Source organism: Bacteroides sp. MSK.18.37 (genome assembly GCF_019129155.2).
GTDB lineage: Bacteria > Bacteroidota > Bacteroidia > Bacteroidales > Bacteroidaceae > Bacteroides > Bacteroides ovatus.
Map to the genome: position 1 here is coordinate 5,844,194 of NZ_JAHOIB020000001.1, position 26,008 is coordinate 5,870,201.

24 protein-coding genes and 1 tRNA gene are annotated in these 26,008 nt (G+C 42.9%); 9 read left to right on the forward strand and 16 right to left on the reverse strand.

Annotated features, from left to right (window positions below):
• Window positions 1–24 precede the first annotated feature (24 nt).
• From gcvP to KSX81_RS22660, 6 genes are all read right to left on the reverse strand, one after another.
• On the reverse strand, window positions 25–2,874 hold the full coding sequence (gene gcvP, locus KSX81_RS22635) for an aminomethyl-transferring glycine dehydrogenase (protein WP_004311626.1): 2,850 nt from the start codon (window positions 2,872–2,874) through the stop codon (window positions 25–27).
• 112 nt (window positions 2,875–2,986) lie between these two features.
• Entirely contained in the window at window positions 2,987–3,625 is a 639-nt protein-coding gene (locus tag KSX81_RS22640; protein ID WP_004311627.1) for an MBL fold metallo-hydrolase, read from the reverse strand.
• Between the two features lie 43 nt (window positions 3,626–3,668).
• Window positions 3,669–4,289, reverse strand: coding sequence for a 16S rRNA (guanine(527)-N(7))-methyltransferase RsmG (rsmG, locus tag KSX81_RS22645; protein ID WP_004326963.1), 621 nt, complete (start codon window positions 4,287–4,289; stop codon window positions 3,669–3,671).
• A 113-nt stretch (window positions 4,290–4,402) separates the two neighbouring features.
• Window positions 4,403–5,254 (reverse strand): RsiV family protein, encoded by an 852-nt coding sequence (locus KSX81_RS22650; protein ID WP_004326964.1) that lies wholly within the window; start codon window positions 5,252–5,254, stop codon window positions 4,403–4,405.
• A gap of 144 nt (window positions 5,255–5,398) precedes the next feature.
• Window positions 5,399–5,632 (reverse strand): YecH family metal-binding protein, encoded by a 234-nt coding sequence (locus KSX81_RS22655; RefSeq protein WP_004306297.1) that lies wholly within the window; start codon window positions 5,630–5,632, stop codon window positions 5,399–5,401.
• A gap of 72 nt (window positions 5,633–5,704) precedes the next feature.
• Window positions 5,705–6,790, reverse strand: coding sequence for a metallophosphoesterase (locus tag KSX81_RS22660; RefSeq protein ID WP_004326965.1), 1,086 nt, complete (start codon window positions 6,788–6,790; stop codon window positions 5,705–5,707).
• 196 nt (window positions 6,791–6,986) lie between these two features.
• On the opposite strand from KSX81_RS22660, the gene KSX81_RS22665 reads away from it, so the two are divergent.
• The 4 genes from KSX81_RS22665 to KSX81_RS22680 all read left to right on the forward strand — a co-directional run bounded on the left by KSX81_RS22665 (window position 6,987) and on the right by KSX81_RS22680 (window position 12,433).
• Window positions 6,987–7,385, forward strand: a complete 399-nt coding sequence (locus tag KSX81_RS22665) for a hypothetical protein (protein ID WP_217725678.1) — start codon at window positions 6,987–6,989, stop codon at window positions 7,383–7,385.
• A 124-nt stretch (window positions 7,386–7,509) separates the two neighbouring features.
• A complete protein-coding gene (locus tag KSX81_RS22670; RefSeq protein WP_004326966.1) occupies window positions 7,510–9,732 on the forward strand; it encodes a TonB-dependent receptor in 2,223 nt (740 codons plus the stop codon).
• 69 nt (window positions 9,733–9,801) lie between these two features.
• A complete protein-coding gene (locus tag KSX81_RS22675; protein ID WP_004326967.1) occupies window positions 9,802–10,125 on the forward strand; it encodes a heavy-metal-associated domain-containing protein in 324 nt (107 codons plus the stop codon).
• A 97-nt stretch (window positions 10,126–10,222) separates the two neighbouring features.
• A complete protein-coding gene (locus tag KSX81_RS22680; protein ID WP_004300414.1) occupies window positions 10,223–12,433 on the forward strand; it encodes a heavy metal translocating P-type ATPase in 2,211 nt (736 codons plus the stop codon).
• Between the two features lie 179 nt (window positions 12,434–12,612).
• On the opposite strand, the gene KSX81_RS22685 is transcribed toward KSX81_RS22680, so the two are convergent.
• Window positions 12,613–13,452, reverse strand: coding sequence for a helix-turn-helix domain-containing protein (locus KSX81_RS22685; protein ID WP_004300415.1), 840 nt, complete (start codon window positions 13,450–13,452; stop codon window positions 12,613–12,615).
• Between the two features lie 66 nt (window positions 13,453–13,518).
• Between KSX81_RS22685 and lipB the strand changes: the two genes are divergently transcribed.
• On the forward strand, window positions 13,519–14,202 hold the full coding sequence (gene lipB, locus KSX81_RS22690) for a lipoyl(octanoyl) transferase LipB (RefSeq protein ID WP_004306283.1): 684 nt from the start codon (window positions 13,519–13,521) through the stop codon (window positions 14,200–14,202).
• On the opposite strand, the gene KSX81_RS22695 is transcribed toward lipB, so the two are convergent.
• The 7 genes from KSX81_RS22695 to KSX81_RS22725 form a co-directional block, all read right to left on the reverse strand.
• Window positions 14,159–15,076 (reverse strand): PorV/PorQ family protein, encoded by a 918-nt coding sequence (locus tag KSX81_RS22695; RefSeq protein WP_008647303.1) that lies wholly within the window; start codon window positions 15,074–15,076, stop codon window positions 14,159–14,161. The two genes, lipB and KSX81_RS22695, sit on opposite strands and share 44 nt — an antisense overlap.
• A 2-nt stretch (window positions 15,077–15,078) precedes the next feature.
• Window positions 15,079–16,635 (reverse strand): N-acetylmuramoyl-L-alanine amidase-like domain-containing protein, encoded by a 1,557-nt coding sequence (locus KSX81_RS22700; protein ID WP_004326969.1) that lies wholly within the window; start codon window positions 16,633–16,635, stop codon window positions 15,079–15,081.
• Between the two features lie 6 nt (window positions 16,636–16,641).
• Complete coding sequence (locus KSX81_RS22705; RefSeq protein ID WP_004326970.1) at window positions 16,642–18,630, reverse strand: OPT family oligopeptide transporter; 1,989 nt, start codon at window positions 18,628–18,630, stop codon at window positions 16,642–16,644.
• Window positions 18,631–18,735: 105 nt separating this feature from the next.
• The gene (locus KSX81_RS22710) at window positions 18,736–19,131 is read right to left on the reverse strand and encodes a DUF1573 domain-containing protein (RefSeq protein WP_004300420.1); all 396 of its coding nucleotides are present in this window, start codon (window positions 19,129–19,131) and stop codon (window positions 18,736–18,738) included.
• A gap of 97 nt (window positions 19,132–19,228) precedes the next feature.
• Window positions 19,229–19,852, reverse strand: coding sequence for a DUF4923 family protein (locus KSX81_RS22715; RefSeq protein WP_004306277.1), 624 nt, complete (start codon window positions 19,850–19,852; stop codon window positions 19,229–19,231).
• Window positions 19,842–20,447 (reverse strand): ribosome biogenesis GTP-binding protein YihA/YsxC, encoded by a 606-nt coding sequence (gene yihA, locus KSX81_RS22720; RefSeq protein ID WP_004311636.1) that lies wholly within the window; start codon window positions 20,445–20,447, stop codon window positions 19,842–19,844. Before yihA ends, KSX81_RS22715 begins: the two co-directional genes overlap by 11 nt.
• Before the next feature lie 124 nt (window positions 20,448–20,571).
• A complete protein-coding gene (locus KSX81_RS22725) occupies window positions 20,572–22,026 on the reverse strand; it encodes a sodium:solute symporter (protein WP_004326971.1) in 1,455 nt (484 codons plus the stop codon).
• Between the two features lie 91 nt (window positions 22,027–22,117).
• Here KSX81_RS22725 and recR point away from each other — a divergent pair, with 91 nt between their 5' ends.
• The 3 genes from recR to KSX81_RS22740 are packed head-to-tail and all read left to right on the forward strand — an operon-like array spanning window position 22,118 to window position 23,753.
• Complete coding sequence (gene recR, locus KSX81_RS22730) at window positions 22,118–22,735, forward strand: recombination mediator RecR (protein WP_004306273.1); 618 nt, start codon at window positions 22,118–22,120, stop codon at window positions 22,733–22,735.
• Window positions 22,736–22,761: 26 nt separating this feature from the next.
• Window positions 22,762–23,220: a hypothetical protein gene (locus KSX81_RS22735; RefSeq protein WP_004306271.1), complete on the forward strand. Its 459-nt coding sequence runs from the start codon at window positions 22,762–22,764 to the stop codon at window positions 23,218–23,220.
• Window positions 23,217–23,753 (forward strand): GNAT family N-acetyltransferase, encoded by a 537-nt coding sequence (locus KSX81_RS22740; protein ID WP_004326972.1) that lies wholly within the window; start codon window positions 23,217–23,219, stop codon window positions 23,751–23,753. Before KSX81_RS22735 ends, KSX81_RS22740 begins: the two co-directional genes overlap by 4 nt.
• Before the next feature lie 4 nt (window positions 23,754–23,757).
• On the opposite strand, the gene KSX81_RS22745 is transcribed toward KSX81_RS22740, so the two are convergent.
• Together KSX81_RS22745 and KSX81_RS22750 are read right to left on the reverse strand one after the other, a co-directional pair.
• Window positions 23,758–24,348: a YqgE/AlgH family protein gene (locus KSX81_RS22745; RefSeq protein WP_004300427.1), complete on the reverse strand. Its 591-nt coding sequence runs from the start codon at window positions 24,346–24,348 to the stop codon at window positions 23,758–23,760.
• A gap of 94 nt (window positions 24,349–24,442) precedes the next feature.
• The gene (locus KSX81_RS22750; protein WP_004300428.1) at window positions 24,443–25,759 is read right to left on the reverse strand and encodes an aminotransferase class I/II-fold pyridoxal phosphate-dependent enzyme; all 1,317 of its coding nucleotides are present in this window, start codon (window positions 25,757–25,759) and stop codon (window positions 24,443–24,445) included.
• 152 nt (window positions 25,760–25,911) lie between these two features.
• On the opposite strand from KSX81_RS22750, the gene KSX81_RS22755 reads away from it, so the two are divergent.
• Window positions 25,912–25,985 (forward strand) — tRNA-Asp (locus KSX81_RS22755).
• Window positions 25,986–26,008 lie beyond the last annotated feature (23 nt).

Consider the following 26,008-nt stretch of genomic DNA (forward strand, 5'->3'; position numbering starts at 1 on the left):
AAATCTCTTTGGATAGACCTCTTTTTACTCGAAAGTACCATAGCGAGTGGGTAGTAGCTTACGGTCTCCCAAGGTGTTATCTACGCGAGCTACATTTATCCAGAATTTATTATCACGTACACTTTCTATAGGATAAGCTGCTTTCTCGCGTGTATATGAGTGCTCCCAACGATCACTTACAATTTCATATTCTGGATGAGGAGCATTAATCAATACATTATCATCTTTATCCGCTTCGCCATTCTTCACTTCTTGAATTTCTTTCCAGATATTCAGCATGACATCTACGAAATTGTCTAGTTCTGCCAGACTTTCACTTTCTGTTGGTTCAATCATCAACGTACCGTGGACGGGGAAGGAGAGGGTAGGAGCATGATAACCGTAATCCATCAGGCGTTTGGCAATATCATTCTCCGAGATTCCTGCTTCTTCATGTACTTTCCGGCATTCCAGAATCATTTCGTGCCCTACGAAACCGTTGGCTCCCCGATAAACAACTCCATACGTATCTTTCAGACAAGTAGCCAGATAATTAGCGTTCAGGATCGCAATTTTAGTTGCCTGTGTCAGTCCTTCTGCACCCATCATGCGGATATATCCGTATGTGATAGGCAGAATACCTGCACTGCCGAATGGAGCTGCCGATACTTGATTTTGTGAATTGCCGAAGATTCCGTGTCCGGGAAGGAAAGGAACCAAATGTTCGGCTACGCAGATAGGACCGACTCCCGGACCTCCGCCACCATGAGGGGAAGCGAATGTTTTATGAAGATTCAAGTGACAGACATCTGCACCGATGAATCCCGGATTGGTTAATCCTACCTGTGCATTCATGTTGGCTCCGTCCATATATACTTGTGCACCACAGGCGTGAATGATGTCGCAAATCTCTTTTATCTCGGTCTCGAAGATACCATGTGTAGAAGGATAAGTAATCATCAGTGCAGCCAATTCATCTTTATTTTCTTCAGCTTTTACACGTAGGTCAGCCATTTCTACATTCCCCTGCTCGTCGCATGCACAGGTAACAGTTACGAAGCCTGCCTGTATAGCAGACGCAGGATTTGTTCCGTGAGCCGAAGCTGGAATCAAGACTTTGTTACGGTGTCCCTGACCGATACTTTCGAGATAGGCGCGAATCACACGAAGGCCTGCATATTCTCCTGCAGCACCCGAATTGGGTTGTAGGCTAACCCCTGCAAACCCGGTGATAACTTTCAAATCTTCACTTAGGTTCTTGATTAATTCACGATAACCTTCTGCTTGGTCTTCCGGAACCAGCGGGTGCATACCCATAAACTCGGGACGGCTTAAAGGCAACATTTCTGCGGCTGCATTCAGCTTCATTGTACATGAACCGAGGGAAATCATGGATTGTGCAAGAGAAATATCTTTGCGGTCCAGACGTTTGATGTAACGCATCATCTCTGTTTCCGTGTGATACTTGCTGAATACTTCATGTGTCAGGAAAGGAGTTGTACGTTTTAAATCCTTGTCGATGTTGCTTCTTTCCGGAATGTCGTCTACTTTCTGGTAATCTTTTCCGGCGGCAATGGCAAAAATCGAGAGCAACACATTGGCAGCTGCCACATCTGTTGTTTCGTCAATGCTGAAACCAACATTGCCATTTTCATAATAGCGCAGATTAACTTCTTTGGTAAGTGCTATCGTGCGGATTTGCTGTGCCGAAACGTGTTCGGGCAATTCGAAACGTAAGGTGTCAAAGTATTGAGCGTTGACTTGTGTATATCCGCATTTCTTTAATTGCTTTTCAAGAAATACAGTAATGCTGTGTATACGTGATGCAATTGTAGTGATACCCTCCTGACCGTGATAAACGGCGTAAAAGCCTGCCATAGTAGCTAATAATGCTTGTGCGGTACAGATATTTGAAGTTGCTTTTTCCCGTTTGATATGTTGTTCACGTGTCTGTAAAGCCATTCGGTAGCAGAGTTTGCCATATTTGTCTTTAGACCATCCGATGATTCGTCCCGGCATATTCCGTTTGTATTCGTCTTTGGTAGCAAAGAAAGCAGCCGATGGACCGCCATAGAACATTGGGGTACCCAAGCGTTGTGTGGTTCCGAATACAATATCTGCTCCCCATTCTCCCGGAGGAGTTAGCAGGGCGAGACTTAAAATATCAGCGGCAACAGCTACTTTGCAGTCTGCGGCATGTGCTTTTTCGGTAAATTCAGAATAGTCCTCTACGTTTCCATGTGAGTTCGGATATTGCAGAATACAGGCAAACACTTCCGGTGAAGGTTCAAAATCTTTATATTTACCTACACGTAGTTCGATGCCTTGAGGTACGGCACGTGTAGTCATGACAGCTAATGTCTGCGGAAAAATATTCTCGTCTACGAAGACTACGTTCGCATTGGCTTTCTGTTGCGCGCGGGAGCGTAAGGCATACATCATGCTTACGGCTTCGGCGGCGGCAGTTGCTTCGTCCAGAAGTGAGCAGTTGGCGAGTGGCATGGCAGTAAGATCACATACGGCTGTCTGGAAATTCATCAATGCTTCCAGACGTCCTTGCGATACCTCTGTCTGGTACGGAGTGTAAGAAGTATACCATACTGGGTTTTCGAATACATTCCGCTGGATAACGGCCGGAGTGATCGTGTTGTACCATCCCAAACCGATATATGTGGTATATAGTTTGTTTTTAGCTGCCAGTTCAGCGATGTGTTTTCCAAATTCGTATTCCGTCAGTGGACTAGTCAATGCAAGCGGCTCTTTCAGCCGTATATTGGCGGGAATTGTCTGATTAATCAGTTCGTCCAGTGAGTTCACGCCAATTTTGCGGAGCATTATGGCTGTATCTTGTTCATTGATGCCGATGTGACGGCTAGCTAACAAATCGGTTTTCATAATAATCAAGTATTAAATTAAGTATTAAGTATCAAGTATTAAGTATTACTGCGGTTAATGGGCGATTAGCCTTGTTAATACCTAATACCTGATACTTAATACTTCTTTTTTATTATCTAAAAAATGGGTTTTCAGCTTTTTCCATTCCGATAGTCGTGGGAGCGCCGTGTCCCGGATAAACGACTGTTTCGTTGGGAAGAACAAATAAACGGCTGCAAATATGTTCTATCAGTTCATCGAAGTTGCCTCCTGTGAGATCAGCACGGCCGATGCTGCCTTGGAACAGGACGTCACCGGAGAACATGCAGTTGTCTTCTTTGCAATAGTACACCAAGCTGCCGGGTGAATGTCCGGGCACGTGTATTGCTTCCAGTTTGGTATGTCCGAAAGTGATGATATCTCCGTCATGCAGGTATTTGCCCAGTGGTACAGGTTCTTCCTGCAACTGAAAACCAAACATTCTGCTTTGTTTCGGTGCTTCGTCAATCCAGTACTCGTCTGCTTTGTTTGCTTCTGCCGATAACCCGAATTCTTTCAGCATGAACGGATTTCCGAAGATATGATCCAGGTGTAAATGAGTATTCAGCAGATGCTTTACATTCAGTTCATTGGTAAGAATGAACTTTTTCAGTGCCTGCTTTTCTTCTTCATAGAAACAGCCCGGATCAATTACGACTGCTTCTTTAGTGTCATCCCATAATACGTAGCAATTTACGGGAAACATATTAAATTCAAATCTTTTTATTTTCATGGTTTCTCTATGATTTATCATCTATCAGAACATATAGTCTTGTTTAAATCGGAACATATACCACTTTTTTTGTTTTAAAGAACTCTTCCTCGAAGTTGTCGCTCAAGCTATGAATGACCGTTTTATGTTTGAACGGCATTGTTTCATGCTCCAGTTCACCGCCTTTGAGACAGATAAGTCCGTTGGGCAATGCATTCTGTTGTTTCGAAGAGATATTCTTTTTAATAATCTTAATCAAATCCGCCAAAGGCATTACGGCACGGCTGACAACAAAGTCGAACGTTCGTTTCTCCTCTTCTGCACGGGCATGGCGGAAAGTCACATTTTTCAGTCCGATGGCATTTGCCACTTCGGTTGCTACACGTACTTTTTTGCCGATACTGTCTACGAGGTGGAATTTTACCTCGGGAAACAGGATTGCTAAAGGAATGCCAGGAAAACCTCCTCCTGTACCCAAGTCCATGATGCTGGTTCCGGGGCGGAATTGGATGATTTTGGCAATGCCTAATGAATGGAGCACGTGATGCTCATATAAATTCTCAATGTCCTTGCGGGAGATAACGTTGATTTTTGAATTCCAGTCAGTGTAGAGGTCGTATAGAGCTGCGAATTGTTTGCGCTGCTCTTCCGTCAGATCAGGAAAATATTTCAGTATGATTTCCACTGTTTGAATTTTGAATTATAAGTTTTGAATGATAGATGTGGATGAATATCCTATTCTGTCACATGGAAGTGATAACAACAGGATATTCATTGGTGTTCAGCTTTTTATGATTTTTAATTTTTTAGCTCTCCCAGAATCGGGTTACTGCCTAATAGATGTTCCATCATAGCAAATGGGATTGTTACCTTTACAGGTCCCATAGAATAAGGAGTGATATCGTATACATTATAATAGAAGGTGATTCCTTCTTTGCTTAGATAGAAATTTTCTGTCGGAGCGATGTCCCCGGTGGAAGCATATCCCATATCTTCCAATGCTTCGTGAGTGGTCACTTTGTTATCTGCCATGAGCTGATTCCAGATCAGGTCGGTCAATGCGTCTTTGTAGTCTCCGACAAAAATATCATCGAGGCGGAGCGGACGCATCAGGGTGAGGTCCATATTTAAATAAGTTGCCATGTAAATTCCATGTGCACCTCCGGTATATTCGTTATAGTCGATGCGATATACAAGTAGATCTTTATCATACAGTTGCACATGGCTTTCTATACCTTTATAATAAGAATACCAGGCACCGATGGAAGATTCGTCTTCCTTGTCTTTCTCATCTTCGGTATACATAGGCTCGAGATCGCGACGGTATTCGCTGATATAATTCTCGGTATATTGCTTTACAACTTCTTCCGGTTTTTCGCCGATGTATTTATCTCCGAAACAGGCCGAAATGAAATAAGTATTCAGACTGTCTTTCAGCATATCATCCGATGATTTTATCGGATAAGCAAAATTAATAATAATATTGCAGGCCGGTTTGGCTGTATCATTGAAGAGGTGAGCTGTCTTATTCACTTGAATGCTATCAAACTGTAACGCACCTGTGTTTTTGTTCATCTTGTCATGACAAGAAAACAAAAAGCCGCTTACCGAAAGTATAATTGCAAGCAGACTGACATATTGTTTTTTCATACCCATTTTTTCTGTAAATTCAACATTTGTTTTATCATTCACTATTGACAAATATAGATGAAATTCGTGAATCGGGCTAATAAAAACAGAAAAAAATGCAGCTATTTATCCCCAAAAATGGGATTGGCGGATATTATCCGCCAATCAATGCTTGCAAACTTTAGTGATATCTACTGTGAATCCATCTTCAGCAGGCATAAATTTCCCTTTCATTTTCAGAAATTCGATAAGGGTATCTACATCCATGTTTTCTGCCGAGCAAGCATAAAAACGTTGCTGTGAGCCAAACTTCTTAATGATTGCTTCCCGCAATGATGATTCCGAGTAGCTATTTCCTTCCATCATGTGGAGGACTTCATGAGCATGTAATTGTTCCATAATCTTTTTTCTGCAAAGATAGGGCAGAGATTGCTTGGAAACTGTAACATATGTGACAAAACTGCATAATATTCATTGAAAATTGAAAATAACCATTTCACTATGCGTTCCTATTCTGAAGGGTGGTCCCCAAAGAGACAATCCGGAAGATACATACACGTGACTGTTTCCCCATTGGCGATAACCGTGGCTTTGCTCGAAGATATAATCGGTCACCCAATTAATAGGCCATATTTGTCCGTGGTGTGTATGCCCACTGAATTGCAGGTCGATGCCGGCAGCTTCCGTTTTTTCCAAATCAAAAGGTTGATGATCCAATAAAATGATAGGTTTGCTTTTATCGATATTCACCATTAACTCTTGCAGGGAATGACGCTTGCGGTTATGACGGTCATCACGTCCTATCAGTTGTATGCCGTTGGGAAGTGTAACTACTGAATCGCGCAATAATTGTATTTGAGTGCTTTTAATATATCGGATACTTTCATCGATACCGCTAATGTATTCGTGATTGCCGAGAACCATATAGATACCCATAGGAGCTTTCAAGTTAGCTAATTCTTCCGCCATATTCTCTGTATAAAGAGGTACGACGCTATTATCAATCAAGTCACCACTAATCAGTATCAGGTTGGGATGCTGCGCATTTATCATTTCCACATATTTTTTTAATGCGGCTTTCCCTGTACCATTTCCCAAGTGAACATCGCTGATTGCGACGATTTTAATTGCTTGGGGAGTATCTTCATATCGTTTATTGGTTAAAATGCTGACTACATTGGTTTCCGGGTGATGATAGTTATATACCCCACATCCCAGCAATCCCAACGTGAACACTAAAGACAGATAGAACCTATATTTGTAGACAACTTTGAATAATTTCAAGATATCAAACAAAAGCAAGAATAATGCCATGTATAGAGTAAATATCAACCAACTTGTTCCAATGGTGTACATTGAATGGGAGATAAAGACAGGCATCTCAAGGTTACGAGTTAGCATCGTGCCGAAAAAGGATAAAGCACATATCCAGAATAAAACGGTCAGGAATATTTTTACTCCGAGAGATTTAACTTTCAGAGCTTGCTTTGCTCTGATAAATATGTAGGCATTACCTGCCAGATAAAGAGTGATAATGATGAGTAAATATGTAAGCATAGCGTTTACTTAAAAATCAGAGAATTTATTGGGGCAAAGATAGGTTTTATTGTTGAGTAAAAAGAGTTAATAGTGCTGATATGACTCTAAAATAGCCAAATAAAGGAAAGAGAATGTGTCTGTATCGGATTGATTGAATCTTAATTACGAAAAATTATAGGAAAATCTGTTTTTATTCTTATCTTTGTCCTCTGAAATGAAAAAACTAGCCTACGTAACAGCACTTATCCTTTCTCTCCTGATTATCTATTCAGGAGGTGGAGTCTCTATTGTGCATTATTGCTGTGTCCGTTGTGAAACGGTGCAGAGCTGTTGTGATACAGGCTGTCCGAAGTGTAAAAAGACTCATACTTGTGATTCAAAAAAAGGTTGTAAAGATAAGGGTTGTACAGCTATTATCTATAAGCTCGATTTGATGAAACATACTACTGAACTGACAACATCAGCTTTAGTAGTCGATCTTTTGTGTGAGCATTTTTGCTATCTGTTGACTCCGACCTATGCGGATAAATCGGTAGAATATGATAGTCTGACCTCTCCGCCACCTCTCTGTTCGAGGCAGAAGCTGGCGCTATATTCCACTTATATTATTTAGCCACTATTTCTTTCTTATTTAATCCTTTGCTTTCAATAGAACATGAAAGTAAAGCAGCACTGAATGCAACTAAGTTGCATGAGAAATGAATTAATTTTGTATCTCGAAAGTAACTTTAGAAAGAATGAAATATATGATAATAGGACTGTTCCTGTTATTTGCCGGCAATATATATGCGCAAGTACGGGGAACAGTGAAAGATAGTACCGGGGAGGCTATTCCGGGTGCCAATGTGTTCTGGATGAATACAGGACAAGGAGTGACAACCAAAGAGGATGGTAGTTTTTCTATCACTAAACCTTCCAAAAGCCACATGCTGATTGTCAGCTTTATCGGTTTTCAGAACGACACGATTCATGTGAGCAGTAAAAATCAACAACTGGATATTGTGCTTCGTGATGGAGTGGAACTGAATGAAGTGAATATTGTCACTCGTAAACTGGGAACGATGAAATTGCGCAGTAGCGTAATGAACGAAGACATGATAAGCAGTGCCGAATTGAGTAGAGCCGCTTGTTGTAACCTGGGTGAAAGTTTTGTGACGAACCCTTCAGTAGATGTGAGTTATTCCGATGCGGCAACAGGAGCCAAACAAATTAAATTGTTGGGGCTGTCTGGCACTTATGTGCAGATGTTGACGGAAAACATCCCGAATTATCGGGGAGCCGCCGCTCCTTATGGATTGGGATATGTCCCCGGTCCGTGGATGCAGAGTATACAGGTTTCCAAAGGAACATCTTCGGTGAAGAATGGTTATGAAGCCATCACAGGACAGATAAACGTAGAATTTAAGAAACCGCAGTTGCCGGAAGCTGATTGGGTGTCTGCCAATCTTTTTGCAAGCACTACCAACCGATATGAAGCCAATGCGGACGCTACATTGAAACTTTCCAAACGATGGAGCACTTCTCTGCTGGCGCATTACGAAAATGAGACCAAGGCGCATGATGGCAACGATGACGGATTTGTGGATATTCCGCAGGTAGAACAGTATAATGTGTGGAACCGGTGGGCATACATGGGCGACCATTATGTTTTCCAGGCAGGTATCAAAGCCCTTTCTGAAACACGTACCAGCGGACAGGCCAATCACGGAGGGACAATGCACTCCGGTGACCTGTATAAAGTAGGGATCGATACGGAGCGCTATGAATTCTTCACCAAGAATGCCTATATCTTTAATAAGGAGAAGAATACGAACCTGGCTTTGATTCTTTCCACCACTTTACACAATCAGGATGCTACGTATGGACGCAAACTGTATAATGTGGATCAAACCAACGTCTATGCTTCGCTGATGTTTGAAACGGAATTTAATCCGCAAAATAGTTTCTCCGCAGGGTTGAGCTTCAATTATGACGCTTATGACCAACATTACCGTTTGGAAAATACAACGGACAATCCTCTCAAAGCCTTTGAAAAGGAAGCTGTTCCCGGTGCTTACGTGCAATATACGTTGAATCTGAATGATAAATGGATGGTAATGGCCGGTCTGCGTGGTGATTACAGTAACGAACATGGTTTCTTCGTGACTCCGCGTGCGCATCTTAAGTACAATCCGAATGATTATGTGAATTTCCGTCTTTCTGCCGGAAAAGGGTACCGTACCAATCATGTGTTGGCGGAAAACAACTACCTGCTTTCCAGCAGTCGTAAGGTGGAAATAGCAAAGAACCTGGATATGGAAGAAGCATGGAACTACGGTGCCAGCGTCTCTACTTATATCCCTATATTCGGCAAAACGCTGAATGTGAATGCAGAATACTATTATACGGATTTCCTGAAACAAGTGATAGTGGATATGGATAGCACCCCCCATGAAGTAGCTTTCTATAATTTGGATGGACGCTCTTATTCGCATGTGTTCCAGGTGGAAGCAAGTTATCCTTTCTTCAAAGGATTCACCCTGACAGGTGCTTACCGGCTCACGGATGCAAAAACGACCTACAAAGGTGAACGAATGGAGAAACCGCTGACCAGCAAATATAAAGGACTACTTACGGCTTCTTACCAAACTCCGCTGGGAATATGGCAGTTTGACGCTACACTGCAACTGAATGGCGGTGGCAGGATGCCTACTCCTTATGAGTTGGGAGGCGGACAGTTGTCTTGGGAACGTCGTTATGGCAGTTTTGAACAGTTGAGTTTACAGGTGACCCGTTACTTCCGTCGTTGGTCTATCTACCTAGGAGGCGAGAACCTGACAAATTTCAAACAAAAGAATCCGATTATCGATGCGGCAAATCCCTGGGGGAACAACTTTGATTCTACCATGATTTGGGGACCGGTGCACGGAGCAAAAGGATATATCGGAATACGTTTTAACTTAGCTAGAAATAGTGAGTAAAAGCAGGAAATAGCGAATGAAAGAAACGATTGCATAATAAAGAATATTAATTTTAAACTGATAAGAAAAATGAGAACAAAAAGATGGATGGCCACTTGCGTGGTGGCTCTTTTGAGTGTAACAGCTGTATTGGCAAAAGATATTCGTGTTGTTGTATTTAAAGTGTCGCAGATGCACTGTGAGAAATGCGAAAAGAAAGTAAAGGACAATATGCGTTTTGAGAAAGGGCTGAAGGATATTTCGACCGAAGTAAAAACGAAAATGGTAACCATTACGTATGACGCTGAAAAAACGAATGTAAAGAAGTTGCAGGCAGGGTTTAATAAGTTCAGTTATGAAGCCGAATTTGTAAAAGAAACAAAGAAAGACGGTCAGAAGGCTGATAAGAAGTAATTGAACAAATACCTGTATTAGCTTGTTTCTATAAACAAACAAGGGTTCTTCCCCAACTTCTTTTCGAGAGGAGGGGAAGGCCGTAAACAATAATTATATGGGTAACACAACAAAAAAGGCATTTCCTGTGCTTAATATGCATTGTGCAGGATGTGCCAATAATGTAGAAAAAACAGTAAAAAAATTGCCGGGAGTCATTGAGGCTTCCGTTAATTTTGCTACCAATACATTGACCGTTTCTTATGAGAAAGAGCAGCTGACTCCCGGAGAGATTCGTGCGGCTGTGCTTGCGGCAGGTTATGATCTGATTGTGGAAGAAGCCCACAAAGAAGAACGCCGGGAAGAGGAACAGCATAAGCGTTACACTCGTTTGAAATGGAAGGTAATTGGAGCGTGGATTTTGGTAGTACCATTGTTGGTATATTCCATGATACTGATGCATGTGCCATACTCTAATGAGATTCAAATGGTACTTGCTATCCCTGTTATGGTCTTTTTCGGAGGTGGTTTCTTCACCGGAGCCTGGAAACAGGCTAAATTAGGACGGAGTAATATGGATACTTTGGTTGCGCTTAGTACTTCCATTGCTTTTCTGTTCAGTCTGTTCAACACTTTCTTCCCCGAATTTTGGTATGACCGCGGATTGGAACCGCATGTCTATTATGAGGCTTCTGCGGTGATTATCGCTTTCGTTCTTACCGGAAAGTTGATGGAGGAACGTGCCAAAGGAAATACCTCAACAGCCATTCGTAAGTTGATGGGAATGCAGCCTAAAGCGGCTCGTGTTCTGCGCAATGGAGTGGAGGAGGAGATCTTGATTGAAAAACTCCAGGTAGGTGATTTGGTGGTTGTACGTCCGGGAGAGCAAATACCTGTGGACGGTCAGCTTTCCGAAGGCGACTCGTATGTCGATGAGAGTATGATTAGCGGTGAACCGGTTCCGGTAGAAAAGAAGAAAGGTGATAAAGTATTGGCAGGAACGATTAACCAGCGTGGCTCATTTATCATTCGTGCCGCACAGGTAGGCAGCGAAACCGTGCTTGCCCGTATTATCGCTATGGTGCAGGAAGCACAGGGCAGCAAAGCTCCCGTGCAACGCATTGTCGATCGTATTACGGGGATTTTTGTACCTGTCGTATTGGGCATTGCCATTCTGACATTTGTATTATGGGTTACCATTGGTGGTAGTGAATATATCTCTTATGGTATTTTGTCGGCTGTTTCCGTTCTTGTCATTGCTTGTCCATGTGCTTTGGGGCTTGCTACACCTACTGCGTTGATGGTGGGTATAGGTAAAGCTGCCAGCCAGCATATCCTGATTAAAGATGCAGTGGCTTTGGAACAAATGCGCAAAGTAGATGTCGTTGTTCTGGATAAAACGGGAACACTGACTGAAGGACATCCTACAGCTACCGGATGGTTATGGGCGCAGTCGCAGGAACCACATTTCAAAGATGTGCTTTTAGCTGCGGAAATGAAATCGGAGCATCCGCTTGCCGGCGCTATTGTCTCTGCGCTTCAGGACGAAGAAAAAATAAAACCTGCCGCGTTGGATAGCTTTGAAAGCATTACGGGAAAAGGAATTAAAGCCTCGTATGAGGGACATACTTATTGGGTAGGCAGTCATAAACTCCTGAAAGATTTCAGTGCGACAGTAAGCGATGTGATGGCTGAAATGCTGGTTCACTATGAATCGGACGGTAACGGCATCATTTACTTTGGACGTGAAAACGAGTTGTTGGCTATCATTGCTGTTTCCGACCCGATAAAGGCTACTTCTGCCGAAGCGGTGAAGGAACTGAAACGCCAAGGGATTGACATCTGTATGCTGACGGGTGACGGGCAACGGACTGCATTAGCCGTTTCTTCCCGTTTAGGAATCGAACGTTTTGTTGCCGACGCTCTACCAGACGATAAGGCCGAATTTGTACGTGAGCTTCAAATGCAGGGAAAGAAGGTTGCGATGGTGGGCGATGGTATCAATGATTCGCAGGCACTGGCATTGGCTGACGTCAGCATTGCCATGGGAAAAGGAACTGATATTGCTATGGACGTGGCTATGGTGACTTTGATGACATCGGATTTGTTGCTGCTTCCTAAAGCCTTCCAGTTGTCAAAGCAGACGGTCAAACTGATTCATCAGAATCTTTTCTGGGCGTTTATTTACAACCTGATCGGTATTCCTATTGCTGCCGGTATCTTGTTCCCTCTGAATGGTTTGTTATTGAATCCGATGCTGGCAAGTGCCGCAATGGCGTTCTCCAGTGTGAGCGTAGTGCTCAATTCGTTGAGCTTGGGAAGAAAATGAGAAATGAACTATAAAAAGACAGGAACCTGTAAGCTGTAAACGATGAATGGCTAGCTGTCATTTATGAACAGCGAACTGTAAATAATAGACGGTGAATACTTTGCGGATAATGCGCAATTTATTCACCGTTCATTGTTTTGCAACTCACCATTTATATTTTCTATCGTTCTTCGTGAAAATTATCTGTTTCTAAAGTCCAATGGTGTCATTCCTACATATCGTCTGAAATACTTGCCAAAGAAAGAGGCGCTGGGGAAGTTTAGAGAATATGCTATCTCTTGGATAGTCATATTGGTACCTTTCAGTTTGGCTTTAGCATCCATGATAACGATATAAGCAATGGTATCTAAAACACTTTTACCTGTCACTTGTCTCACAGTCGTGCTTAGATGTTGAAGAGATATACCTAATTTATCTGCGTAGAACTGTGCACGACGTTCATTTTTATAATTCTCGGTGATGGCTTGAATCAGTTCCCGGCAGATTTCCTTTTTGCGGTTCGAACTGCTATTTTCGCCCGGAAATTTATGATATATCAGTCGTATGCTTGTCAGGATAGTCTGAAGAGACAATTCGACCAATTCAGAATCCATTTCGAAGTTCTCATTGCAACTGGCCCGTGATAATAGAGCAAAATAGTCTTTCAGATAACTGGCTACTTCTTCATTAAGAGGAACTACCGGCTGTTCTATCAGTTTGGGATATGCGTTACCAATATTCTTCATGAGATTGATCCGTCCGGCACAATGAGCAGAGAAGCCGGCAAAGCAAAGGCATACTTTTTCTGTTCTCTCCCGAAACTGAATGATTGTTCCCGGTAATAATGTTATTAAGTCATTGGGGTGAATTTCGTAATCAAGCAGATTGATGGAGGCTTTCATCGAACCTTCGGTACAGATGGCAACAATACATGCTTGCAACCGACAAGATTGCTTGTAAATATTGAGAATGTCTTCTGTTACATTCGTCCATGCTAATACTTCGGTAGGCAAGTCTACCTGTGGAAAGTCCATTTTCATAGTTGTGTGTGTTATATTGGGCCAACAAATGTACGCATTTTCTTTTTATTTCTTACCTTTGTTTTTATGAAAACAGTTTTTATTGATTGGAATTTGATACCATACGCCGAAGCATGGCAACGGCAAACAGAATGGTTTGATAACATTGTCCGGGCAAAAGTTCAGGGCGAGAGTTATGAAAACCGTATTGTGATGTGCGAACATCCTCATGTTTATACATTAGGACGTAGCGGGAAAGAAAATAATATGTTGTTGAGTGATGAACAATTGAAAGCAATTGATGCCACCCTTTATCATATTGATCGGGGAGGGGACATTACTTATCATGGTCCGGGACAACTGGTGTGCTATCCGATATTAAACCTGGAAGAATTTCAGTTAGGATTGAAAGAGTACGTTCATTTGCTGGAAGAAGCGGTGATTCGGGTATGTGCTTCTTATGGCATTGAAGCCGGACGTTTGGAGAAAGCGACAGGAGTCTGGTTGGAAGGTGATACGCCTCGTGCACGTAAGATTTGTGCTATCGGAGTGAGGAGCAGTCATTATGTCACGATGCATGGACTAGCTCTGAATGTAAATACCGATTTACGTTATTTCAGTTATATCCACCCTTGCGGATTTATAGATAAAGGCGTCACTTCTCTTCGTCAGGAATTAAAGCACGATGTGCCGATGGACGAAGTGAAGCAACGCCTCGAAGAGGAGCTTAGAAAACTATTCCAACTCCCAGTTGCCAAGTGCGGCGCATAAAGCAATCTTTATCAGCCAAGGCATAAGAGAAGTCTGCACGTATCGGCCAGAAGTTTATTCCGCAGCCTAGAGTGCCGTAGTTGCCCACTCCTTTATCTTTGTCTCCGAAATGATATCCCGCACGGACAACACCATATTTCAGGAAATTATATTCGGCTCCTATGCCAGCCTGGAGATGACGGATTTCAGAGGGGAGCAGATAGTTGAAGTCGAGAGCCACCTGCAAACGGTTTTCTATGCTGAATGGCAGGTCGATTGTACCTCCCAATCCTAATCTGGCGGGTAACTTTTGTCCGTCCAGCTTTTTGCCTATGTTGGCAGCTTGGAAACCAATGCTCCAGGAAGCCATTTCGTCCAATAGAGCCATATTGCGATAGTAGGTCGCGCCGAAGTCCAGACAAACGCTATTCTTGCTGTCTGCGCTTTCCGCGGCTTTGGCTTGCAGGTATCTGAACGTTAATGAAAGAGACAGATTTTTGGCTACATTTCTGAAATAAGCAGCTTCTAAGTCCCATGCGTGAGGGCGGTAATCGAGCACCTTGGGATCTTTGAAATGCCGGAAACCTACAGCAAATCCATGTATGCCTTCCCTTCCGATCCGGTAGAAAAGAGAGGCGCTATGTAGCGCATAATCTTGGTTGATCTTAGCGTATGAATAACTCGCACCCATCACTTCTTGTGAGAAAGCGATGGTAGAAGCATTATGAAAAATAGCTGTACTACCGTTATCGGTGGTAGCTAATCCTGTACCTGCCATACCTGCCGATTGGGCGTCTGGAGTAAGTTCCAGAAAATAGGCGCTTGCCATTTCTTGTGCTCCCAGCAAAGTGGGGAATAAGCACGAGGCGAGAAGGAAATGTTTTACTCGTTTCATAATCAGTTATTTTTAGAGTGAGACATCCGGACAACACGTATGCCTGTCCACGATTTATTGTTGTTTAGCATGTGATTGAGAGGTTCATCGCTGACAACTACTTTTCCCAATGTAGAAGAAGCGTGCAGCAGGTGCAGTTTTCCCTCTTTATATTCTGCTATTCCCACATGAGCAATGTCCAGTCCGGGCATCTTCGTTGTAATAGCAATAATGTCTCCATTCATGATCCAGGGCAATCCGGCTTCCGGCAGTTCGCTTTTCGGCAACCAATGTACGACTTTTCCGGAGATTGCTTTTTCATATTCGGCCATTTGTCGTACATTTTCCGGCGAATCAGCCAATTTTTTATATTGCCTGGGATGGGTAGACATATACGAAAGAGAGATTTTCTGGGTATGCGCACTGTTTTTGGCAGTAATATCGGTGAGGAATCCGTGACGAATTCCGTTTTCTATCCATTCGGAAGTATAATGCAACCGGGAAGGATAACCGTTGATGATGCCGTCCCGATAACGTATTTTTTGCAGATTGTCGGCAAAGGAAGAACCGAGTGCCTGTGCCAACGTGTATTCTACGAAAGTGAGGCAATCTACGGCATCGGTCCGGATCACTAATGATTCTTCTCCGTCTTGATCTAATGTGTTAGCCACGTATTTAGTTCCCAGGTAAGATTTCCCGATTCGTAACATGGGTTCGGGATTTTCCGGGAATACAACGCCGTCGCGCAACCATTTCTCCAACTCCTGTGTCCATTGTTGCTTATATTTAAAATGATCCTGAAATCCCCAGCCATGTCCTCCGGTAGGATAAACATGGAGAGTTGCCGGAACCTTGTTTTTTTGTAAAGCGAGGTAATAGTTCACTCCGTGATAAGGTGCTACGGAAGGGTCGTCGGAGGTAAGAGCGATAAATGCTTGTGGAGTATCGGGCGTTACTTGCAATTCGGCAGAAAACTTCTGTATTTGTTCCATTGTTGGATTTTTGCCTAGCAATGCAGTTCTTGTATTTCCCCGGGTGACTTGCATCATCGTAACTACCGGATAAAGTAATATCTGAAAGTCCGGACGTGTTTCCGAATTGTAGTGAGTGGCGAGTGTAGCAGTTAAATGCCCTCCCGCAGAGGCTCCCATTAATCCTACCTTGTAAGGATCGACATTCCATTCTTTGGCATGTTGGCGTACCATGCGAATGGCTTGTTCGGCGTCTGATACGGGGACTTCCCAATGTCCGTTCGGCATCCGGTATTTTAATACCATATAGGTAATACCTTGTCCGCAGAACCAGGGAGCCATATCATACCCTTCTCCATCCATACCCAGTCCACGATAACCGCCTCCGGGACACATGATAATAGCCATTCCATTCGGCTTTTCCGGATGGTAGACCGTCAGGGTGGGATGCGTGACATTCGTGACAAAATGAGGACGCGTTTCCTGCTCTTCTCCGGTTAGTCCACTGGAGTTGGGAGCACCGTCGGGCCACAAAGGTAGCTCGACGGGCTGCTGCGCAAATGATATGGCAGTTACAAGTGATACTATAATGGATAATAGTCTCCTCATAATTATTTATTTAACTTTCATTGAAGCCTTTATAAAGTAAAGAATCAGTAAGGCATACGCTCCTAATGCCAACACTTCTGACCAAGTATTGTTCAACCATGCCTCATTAACCAGATTGATTCCACCAAAGCGCATCGCGGCACTGATTACTCCCATCAATGCACCTCCGGCAATGAAACCGGATGCCAGTAAAGTTCCTTTTTCACCTCTTTCCGTATTCAGAGATGCATCTTTGCTACGTGTTGTAACAAACCAATTCACTGCTCCACCCACTACCAACGGCACATTCAGTTCCAACGGAATAAACATACCCAATGCGAAAGCTAATGCAGGAATTTTACAAAGAGTCAGAATAATAGCTAAGACAGCCCCAATACCATATAACAACCAGGGTGCACCTACACCACTCATCAGCGGTTCGATAACGGCCGCCATCGCATTTGCTTGCGGAGCAGCCAGTGCGCCACTTGTAAATCCGTATGTCTTATTCAGGATAATCATTACACCGCCTACTGTTGCAGCCGATACGATTGTTCCCAAGAACTTCCATGTTTCCTGTTTGGCAGGCGTGCTTCCGAGCCAGTAACCAATCTTCAAGTCGGTGATAAAACCTCCTGCCATCGATAGTGCGGTACATACTACACCACCCATTACCAATGCGGCAACCATGCCCGAAGGACCTTTCAGTCCGACAGCTACCATCACTACGGAAGCCAAAATCAGTGTCATCAATGTCATTCCCGAAACCGGATTAGTACCAACAATCGCAATGGCATTAGCTGCTACTGTGGTGAACAGGAAAGAGATACCGGCAACCAGAACAATGGCTACCAATGTATGCAACAGATTCCCTTGCATGACATCAAGGTAGAAGAATAATACGATTAAGATCAGTGTGATGATGGAACCGATGGCGATAATCTTCATGGAAAGATCCCGTTGGGTACGGATAATGCTCTTCTCTACATTCCCTTTACCGCCCATCTCTTTGGCTGCCAGTCCGACAGCGCTCTTGATGATGCTCCAGGAACGGATAATACCGATCACACCCGCCATAGCGATACCGCCGATACCGATGCTCTTGGCATAATATTTGAATATTTCTTCCGGACTCATTATACCTACGGTAGAGGTGATTTCCGGATTCCATGCATTCAGTACACTGTCACCCCAGATAGCAGACATTCCCGGAATGATAATCCACCACACAGCCAATGAACCGGCACAAATGATGGAAGCATATTTCAGTCCGACGATATATCCCAAACCAAGCACGGCGGCACCGGTGTTTACCTTGAATACCAATTTTGCCTTTTCTGCCAGCATTTCTCCGGCACTACAAACACGGGTGGTAAAGTTCTCGTTCCACCATCCGAATGTCGCTACGATGAAGTCATATAATCCGCCGATCATACCTGCCATCAATAACGGTTTAGCCTGGCTGCCGCCTTTTTCTCCGGAGATCAACACCTGTGTAGTGGCTGTTGCTTCCGGGAAAGGATATTTTCCATGCATGTCGCTGACGAAGTATTTACGGAAAGGGATCAGGAATAGAATACCCAATACGCCACCCAATAAAGAGCTGATGAATACCTGCATGAAGGTAACCGTCATCTCGGGATATTTAGCTTGGAGAATATAAAGAGCGGGGAGGGTGAAGATTGCTCCGGCAACGATTACTCCGGAACAAGCTCCGATAGACTGGATAATCACATTTTCGCCCAACGCATTTTTTCTTTTGGCAGCTCCGGAAACTCCTACGGCAATGATCGCAATTGGAATAGCTGCTTCAAATACCTGTCCGACCTTCAACCCCAGATAGGCAGCGGCGGCCGAAAAAAGGATTGCCATGGCAATACCCCATGCTACTGACCAGATATTAACTTCCGGATGATTTTTAGAGGGACCCATCAACGGGTTGTACACTTCCCCGGGTTTCAACTCTCTGAACGCATTCTCGGGTAACCCGGTGAATTTGTCTTCTTCTTGTTTCATAGTTTTTATAATTTGCTAATGTGTTAATTTACATTTCCGTCCTCAAAGTAAACAAAAAAAAAGGAGAACCGAAAGATTCTCCTTTATGTAATAGTCTATTTTTTCCTACTTTGCATCTTTTGCCGTCATATCGCCCTCGATATACAATCTTACCATCTCTGTTTTGGCGTTGGTACGCAAGGTGATTGATTTTTTGAAATGTCCCGGATATTTGCCTGTTCCGTTATAAGTCACCTTGATTGTTCCCTTTTTGCCCGGCATGATGGGCTCCTTTGTATATTCGGGTACTGTACATCCGCAAGAGGCTACAGCCTGATGGATCACCAGAGGGGCATCGCCGATATTAGTAAAGGTAAATGTGCAACTGACAACCGGGCTGTTTTCAGAAAACTTACCGAAATCGTGAGTTGTTTTGTCAAACTTGATATCTGCATTTGTTTGCGCAAATGCAAAGCTTACGCCCATTACTAACAGGGTCATTAAAAAAAGTATCTTTTTCATTTTTCCTTCTCTTTTTGATTACAAACGACAAAGATAATGCTTTTCCCCTAAAATATACTTTATGGAGTGCGAAATAGTATTAAACGATTCTCTTTTGCTATTTTGAGAGTTGGAATCCGAGCATCATTCCATCGTAATTTTCGGCCAGTGAACTAACTGTTTTCAGTGCGGTACTGCTGCTTTTGCTGCCGATGAAAGCCATTAATTTCAACAGTTTGTCCGAGTTGAACAGTAACTCCAGTGAACTGGAACTGCAATTTACTTTAGCGTGCAGATTCAGAAGTTTCAAATACTTCAAATCAACTTGTTTGGTTGAAGCATTGTAGGAGTAAGTGCCTTTCAATGTTTTCTTGCCCACCGTGCTGGTGAAAGTACTGTCGGCATTGAAAGTGAAACTCATTTGGCCGTCTTTAATACCTATTTTGCTTAATTGTTCGTTCAGCTTATTTTCAGCCATAGTGGCTGCGGCAGCTCCGCCTGCTTTCATTAGTAAGTTATCCGATTCGAACTCTACGGCCGAACCTTTGTAGTTCCATGTTCCGGTCATGTCGATAGATTCGGTGGTTCCGGTGATGGCATTCACTACTTTTGAAATGTTGTCCTTATTTAATAAGTCGGACCATGATTGCGCCTGGCTGTTAGTCGCCATCAGCATAAATACTGCCATAAAGGCAATAGATAAAAAACTCTTTTTCATTTTCATTCTTCTTTCATTTAACATTGAGATCCTTGTTTATGTTTTCTATGTAGTTGAGTATATCAATACGTCCTGTGCGGTCTTCCGAGGAAGATACGAAGTGAGGAGGGAGCTCTTCCCATTGTTTACTCAACTCACGTAAATAGGCATTGATATTCATTTTTAAACGTCCACCTTTGAGTTTATCGGCTTTGGTAAAGATGATAGAGAAGGGGATACCGTTCTCGCCCAGCCATTCCATAAACTCAAGGTCTATTTTTTGAGGTTCCAGCCGGCTGTCTATCAGGACAAAGAGGTTGGTCATTTGCTCCCGTTCCAAAATATAATCTTCGATTATGGTGCGTATCTGGTCTTTCCCTTTTTGTCCGCGTCGGGCATAGCCATATCCCGGAAGGTCGACGAGATACCAATTCTTATTGATAAGGAAGTGGTTGATTAACATCGTTTTTCCCGGAGTAGAGGAGGTCATGGCCAGACCTTTACGACTGGTCAACATATTGATAAGACTTGATTTACCCACATTCGAACGGCCTATAAAGGCATATTCCGGGAAAATACCGGCTGGGCATTTCTTCACGTCCGTATTGCTAATCACAAATTCAGCACTTGTTATTTCCATTTTCTTGTCATTTATTTCTTTGTAAAATCGTTTATAATAAACTTGTTCATTGTTTATAATAAACTATTGCGCAGTTTATAATAAACTCTGCCATTATTTATTATAAACTTCGGAGTACCTGTTTTCATGGTACTTTCAGCGTTTTCCCTTTTTTAGACATACAAATTAACCCCGCAAAGGTAAGCGTTCCATTTAACATTAGCAATTCATAACCGAATTTATATCCGGTTTCTTTTCCAATCCACCAGTCGGCAAGATAGCAGATCAGTGGTGAAAGGATGGCTATGAGAGGAACCCACCGGTCGTTCGTTTGCCTGCGTGTAAAAAGTCCGAAAGCAAACATTCCAAGCAGGGGGCCGTATGTGTAGGAGGCGATGATATATATGGCGTCAATAACGCTCTTATTATTAAGTATTTCTACCAGGCAGATGAAGAATGCCAATAAGACTGATAACGATAAATGCACTTTGCTTCTTTTGCGACGTGCCGTTTCTTCTGTGTCTTTTTCCGTATTCAGCAGGTCTACGCATACACTGGTTGTCATGGCTGTCAGGGCGGAATCCGAGTTGCTGAAAGCTGCTGCGATAATACCGATTGTAAAAAGTACCAATACGGATTGTCCCAGATAACCTTGGGCTGCAAACATGGGTAGTATATCATCATTCATGGCTGGCAGTTCGAGGTGCATCTGTCCCGCTAGCGCTATTAATAGAATTCCCAAGCATAGAAAAAGGAAATTTAGCGGAATGAATGAGAAACCGTAGCAGTACATGTTTTTTTGTGCTTCCTGGAGGTTCCGGCAAGAAAGATTCTTTTGCATCATATCCTGATCCAGTCCGGTCATTACGATGACGATGAAGATACCACTGAAGAACTGTTTGAAGAAGTTCTGTCGGGATACCCAGTCGTCAAATACAAAAATACGGCTGTGTTCGCTGTTTTGGATTGTTTGCACAATGCCGCTGAAGTTAAGGTCTAATCTTTGGATCGTAAAATAGATGATAAAAATCAGAGCGGCAATCAGGCAAAATGTTTGTAAGGTATCTGTCCACACAATGGTCTTTATTCCGCTTTTATGAGTATATATCCATACCAATGCAACCGAACCGACAGCAATCAGCCAAAAGGGAACGTGCATTTCTTGGAATACATACGTATGGAGAATAAGGCATACCAGATAAAGTTTGGCTGCGGTTCCCAACATGCGTGACAGCAGAAAGAAAAAGGAACCGGTGCGATAGGCGCGCACTCCGATGCGGGTGCCGAGATATCCGTAGATGCTTGTCAGATTCAACTTATAATATAAAGGAAGTAAGATATGGGCTACGACCATGTATCCGAAGAAAAATCCGAGTACCGTTTGCATATACGTCATATCCATTCCGCGCACCATTCCCGGTACAGAGACGAAAGTGACTCCGGAGATAGAGGCGCCAATCATTCCAAAAGAGACTATATACCAAGGTGATTGGTTCTCTCCCTTGAAGAACGCTGCATTCGATCCTCCCTTACGTCCGGTGATACGGGCTATTAGTAATAATACCGCGAAGTAGCAAAGAATAGTGACTAGTATCATCATAACAGATGCAAAGGTAGCAATTTTTGTAGGTATTAAAAACAATAATCTGTATCTTTGCAAGGTTTTATCGATAGAACAGCAAATATTATCTATGAACCAACAATATCCTTCTATACTGCTTGAAAAGGCAGTCGGCGAATTTTCCAAACTTCCGGGTATCGGGCGTAAGACGGCTATGAGGCTTGTTCTACATCTGCTCCGTCAGGATACGGCTACGGTGGAAGCTTTCGGAAATTCTATCATAACGTTGAAACGTGAGGTGAAATACTGCAAAGTGTGTCATAATATATCCGATACTGAAACTTGCCAGATTTGTGCTAATCCGCAACGGGATGCTTCCACTGTCTGTGTGGTGGAAAATATCCGTGATGTAATGGCGGTGGAGGCAACCCAGCAGTATCGCGGGCTTTATCATGTTTTGGGTGGGGTTATTTCTCCAATGGACGGAGTCGGACCGAGTGACCTTCAAATTGAAAGCCTGGTGCAGCGGGTGGCTGAAGGTGGAATCAAAGAAGTTATTCTGGCATTGAGCACTACGATGGAGGGGGATACTACCAACTTCTATATCTATCGCAAGCTGGATAAACTAGGGGTTAAACTAAGTGTGATAGCCCGTGGCATATCGGTTGGTGATGAACTTGAATATGCCGATGAAGTAACTTTAGGACGCAGTATTGTGAACCGGACGCTTTTTACCGGAACTGTATAATCATTATTAATCATTTAAGAACGAACATGGAAGAACAGATAAAACGAGCTGTCAGAAATTTGAATATCAGTTATGTTTTCTTTTGGGTACTCCCGGCATTTTTGCTTGGGGCAGGAGAGTTTGAACTCTTTCCCGTAGGAGGTTTGGTAGATAACGCACCGGCTATCTACTATTTTGAGACGGTCGGCATTTTGCTCACTGCTTTATGTGTGCCTCTTTCTCTCAAATTATTTAGCTTGGTGCTTAAGAAAAAGATAGATCACATGACTATCACGCTTGCCTTGAAGCGATATGTGCAATGGAACATTGTTCGCTTGGGAGTGCTTGAAGTAGCTATTGTAGTGAACCTTTTGTGTTACTACCTGACGTTGAGCAGTACGGGTAACCTCTGTATGCTGATTGGCCTCACGGCGTCACTTTTCTGCCTGCCCAGCGAGAAGAGATTGCGTAACGAACTTCACATTGCAAAAGAAGAAAAGTTATGAGACAGTCTTTCTTAATGAACGAACGTATTTATCTTCGTGCAGTAGAACCGGAAGATATGGACATTATGTACGAGATGGAAAATGACCCTTCCATGTGGGACATCAGTAACTTTACGGTTCCATACTCCCGTTACGTGTTGCGCCAATATATTGAAGGTTCACAGTGTGATGTGTTTGCGGATAAGCAATTACGTCTGATGATGGTACGCAAATCCGACCAGTGTATCCTTGGTACGATTGATATTACGGATTTCGTTCCCCTTCATTCGCGGGGAGAAGTCGGAATTGCCGTTCATAAGGATTATCGGCAACAAGGTTATGCCACCGACGCACTGAAGCTACTTTGTGAATACGCTTTTGATTTTCTGTCTTTAAGTCAGCTTTATGCGCATGTCACGACAGATAATGACGTTTGTGTAAAGCTGTTCACGTCTTGTGGCTTCGTTCAATGCGGATTATTGAAAAACTGGCTGCAAGTGGAGGGCTGCTACAAAGATGCATTGCTTCTCCAATGTTTGAATCCTAAGAAATAAAATATTAGTTGAGAGTAGGCACTTGCGGGAAGCGTGACCACGTTTCGTACTTGCTGCCTAGCTTCTCTAAAGCAGTCCGCCACATATCTTTGATATTGTTTTTCATCAGATATGATTTTTCTTCTTCAGACACCAACCATGTGTTTTCTCTGATTTCGTTATTTAACTGTTCGCTATCCCAACCGGAATATCCCAAGAAGAAACGAATGCATTCACTGATTTTATTCCCTTGTAATATATATTTCTTTATTTCATCAAAATCTCCATTCAGATAAAGCCCTTTACTGATAGAAATGGATCCGGGGATATCAGATAATGTGTGGAGATAAAATAGGGTATCAGTGGCAATAGGTCCACCTTTGTATAGAGGAATCTCATCCAGATATTTAAATTCCATGATGATATCGTTAAGGAACAATGGCAGTTGCTTGTTGATAACCAATCCCATACTTCCTTCATCCGTATGATCGACCAGTAAAATTACGGATCTGCCAAACGTTGCGTCACGTAGAAAAGGTTCTGATATTAAAATCCTTCCTCTCGATGGCAACACATTATTCGATTGAATCTTAAATATGTCAGAGTCGATATTCATGCCACTAAAGTAAGAAAAAAAACGGAATAACAATCGTTCTTTCCGTTTTTTTTCATTTTAAGAATGGCTTTTATGAATATCTTATGTCAAATAATCAGGCTATCGGATGATTTTCAGCAAATAGTTTCATTCTTTCATCCAGTTGAGCATATTGGTGGTCTTTAATGAAAGAGGTACACGCGCGCAATCCTTCCTGATGGCTTCCTGTAGTTACTAATGAGATAGCGCTGACTCCGTAGTACATCAATTCTTTCGCCAGTTCGCCACTGGTCATTCCCGGATAACCGATGGTGAAATAAAATCCGTCTGCAATCGGCTCGCCCAGATCGTTGTCATATACCAGATGAAAACCGTGACGGAGGAAGATTTCTTTTAATTTCCGTGCTCTTTCACCGTATATCTTCACTTCGTTAAGGAAATTATATTGTCCTTCGTTGGCAGCTTTCAGCATGGCGGCCATGGCGAACTGTGCAGAATGACTAGTTCCTGAAGAAAGCGCATAAAGCACACGGTGAATGAAAACCGTTCCGAAAGTTCCGCCACCATATCGTTTGGTCAGTCCCGGATAGCTTCGGTGGTATAGTTTATCAGAGATACAACTTACCCCAATACGTTGCCCGGCGTAGCTGAATGCTTTTGAGCCGGAAATCAGCAATACGTAATTGTCCGTATAATGGGCAACTGATGGCTGGAAAGGAGGTTGATACGGTTTACTTAAATCTTGGCGGAAGTCCATGGCAAAATAAGCCAAATCCTCCAGAACAATCACATCATACAGTGTTGCCAATTCACCGATAATCCTCAATTCTTCTTCTTTCAGGCAAATCCAGCTGGGATTATTGGGATTTGAATAAATGATGGCTGATATATTTCCTTTTTTCAGATAGCTTTCCAGTTTCTCTTTCAGTTTTTCTCCGCGGTAGTCATACACATCAAATGTTTCAAACTTTTGCCCCATTACAACCAACTGCTGTTTCTGTACCGGAAACCCTGGATCGATAAACAAAATCGTATCTTTCTTTTCGTCACATTGGCTGCAAGTAAGAAATGAAGCGAATGTACCTTGCATGGAACCAGTGACAGGCACACAACCTTCCGGACTTAAATCTACGTTGATGAATGCTTTGATAAAGTTGGATGCCTCTTTCTTTAGTTCCGGCAATCCGTTGATGTCGGGATATAGACTGGCAATGCCATTTTGTAATGCTTCAATTTCCGCTTTCACGCCTACAGCGGAAGGAGGAAGTCCCGGAACACCCATTTCCATTTTGATAAATTCAACTCCCGATGCTGTTTCTGCTTTTGAAGCAATGGCTTTCACTTCACGAATGGTAGCTTTGGAAAAATCGACAATTTGAAACTCATTGATGGTTTCGTCAATCAGATGTCGTTCAATTGGTGTATTTTTCATTCTATTTTCTATTTTATTAGTAGCTGCAAATGTACACGATAATTCTTAATAAACCCACTTTTTCAGAAAAAAGATACTGAAGCTATTGCAGGTTTCAAAAAAATATCTACCTTTGCATCCGCAATCGAGAGAGATGCTAAAGTGAATATTTTGGTGCGTTAGTTCAGTTGGTTAGAATACATGCCTGTCACGCATGGGGTCACGGGTTCGAGTCCCGTACGCACCGCATTAGGAAATAAAAAATCCTCT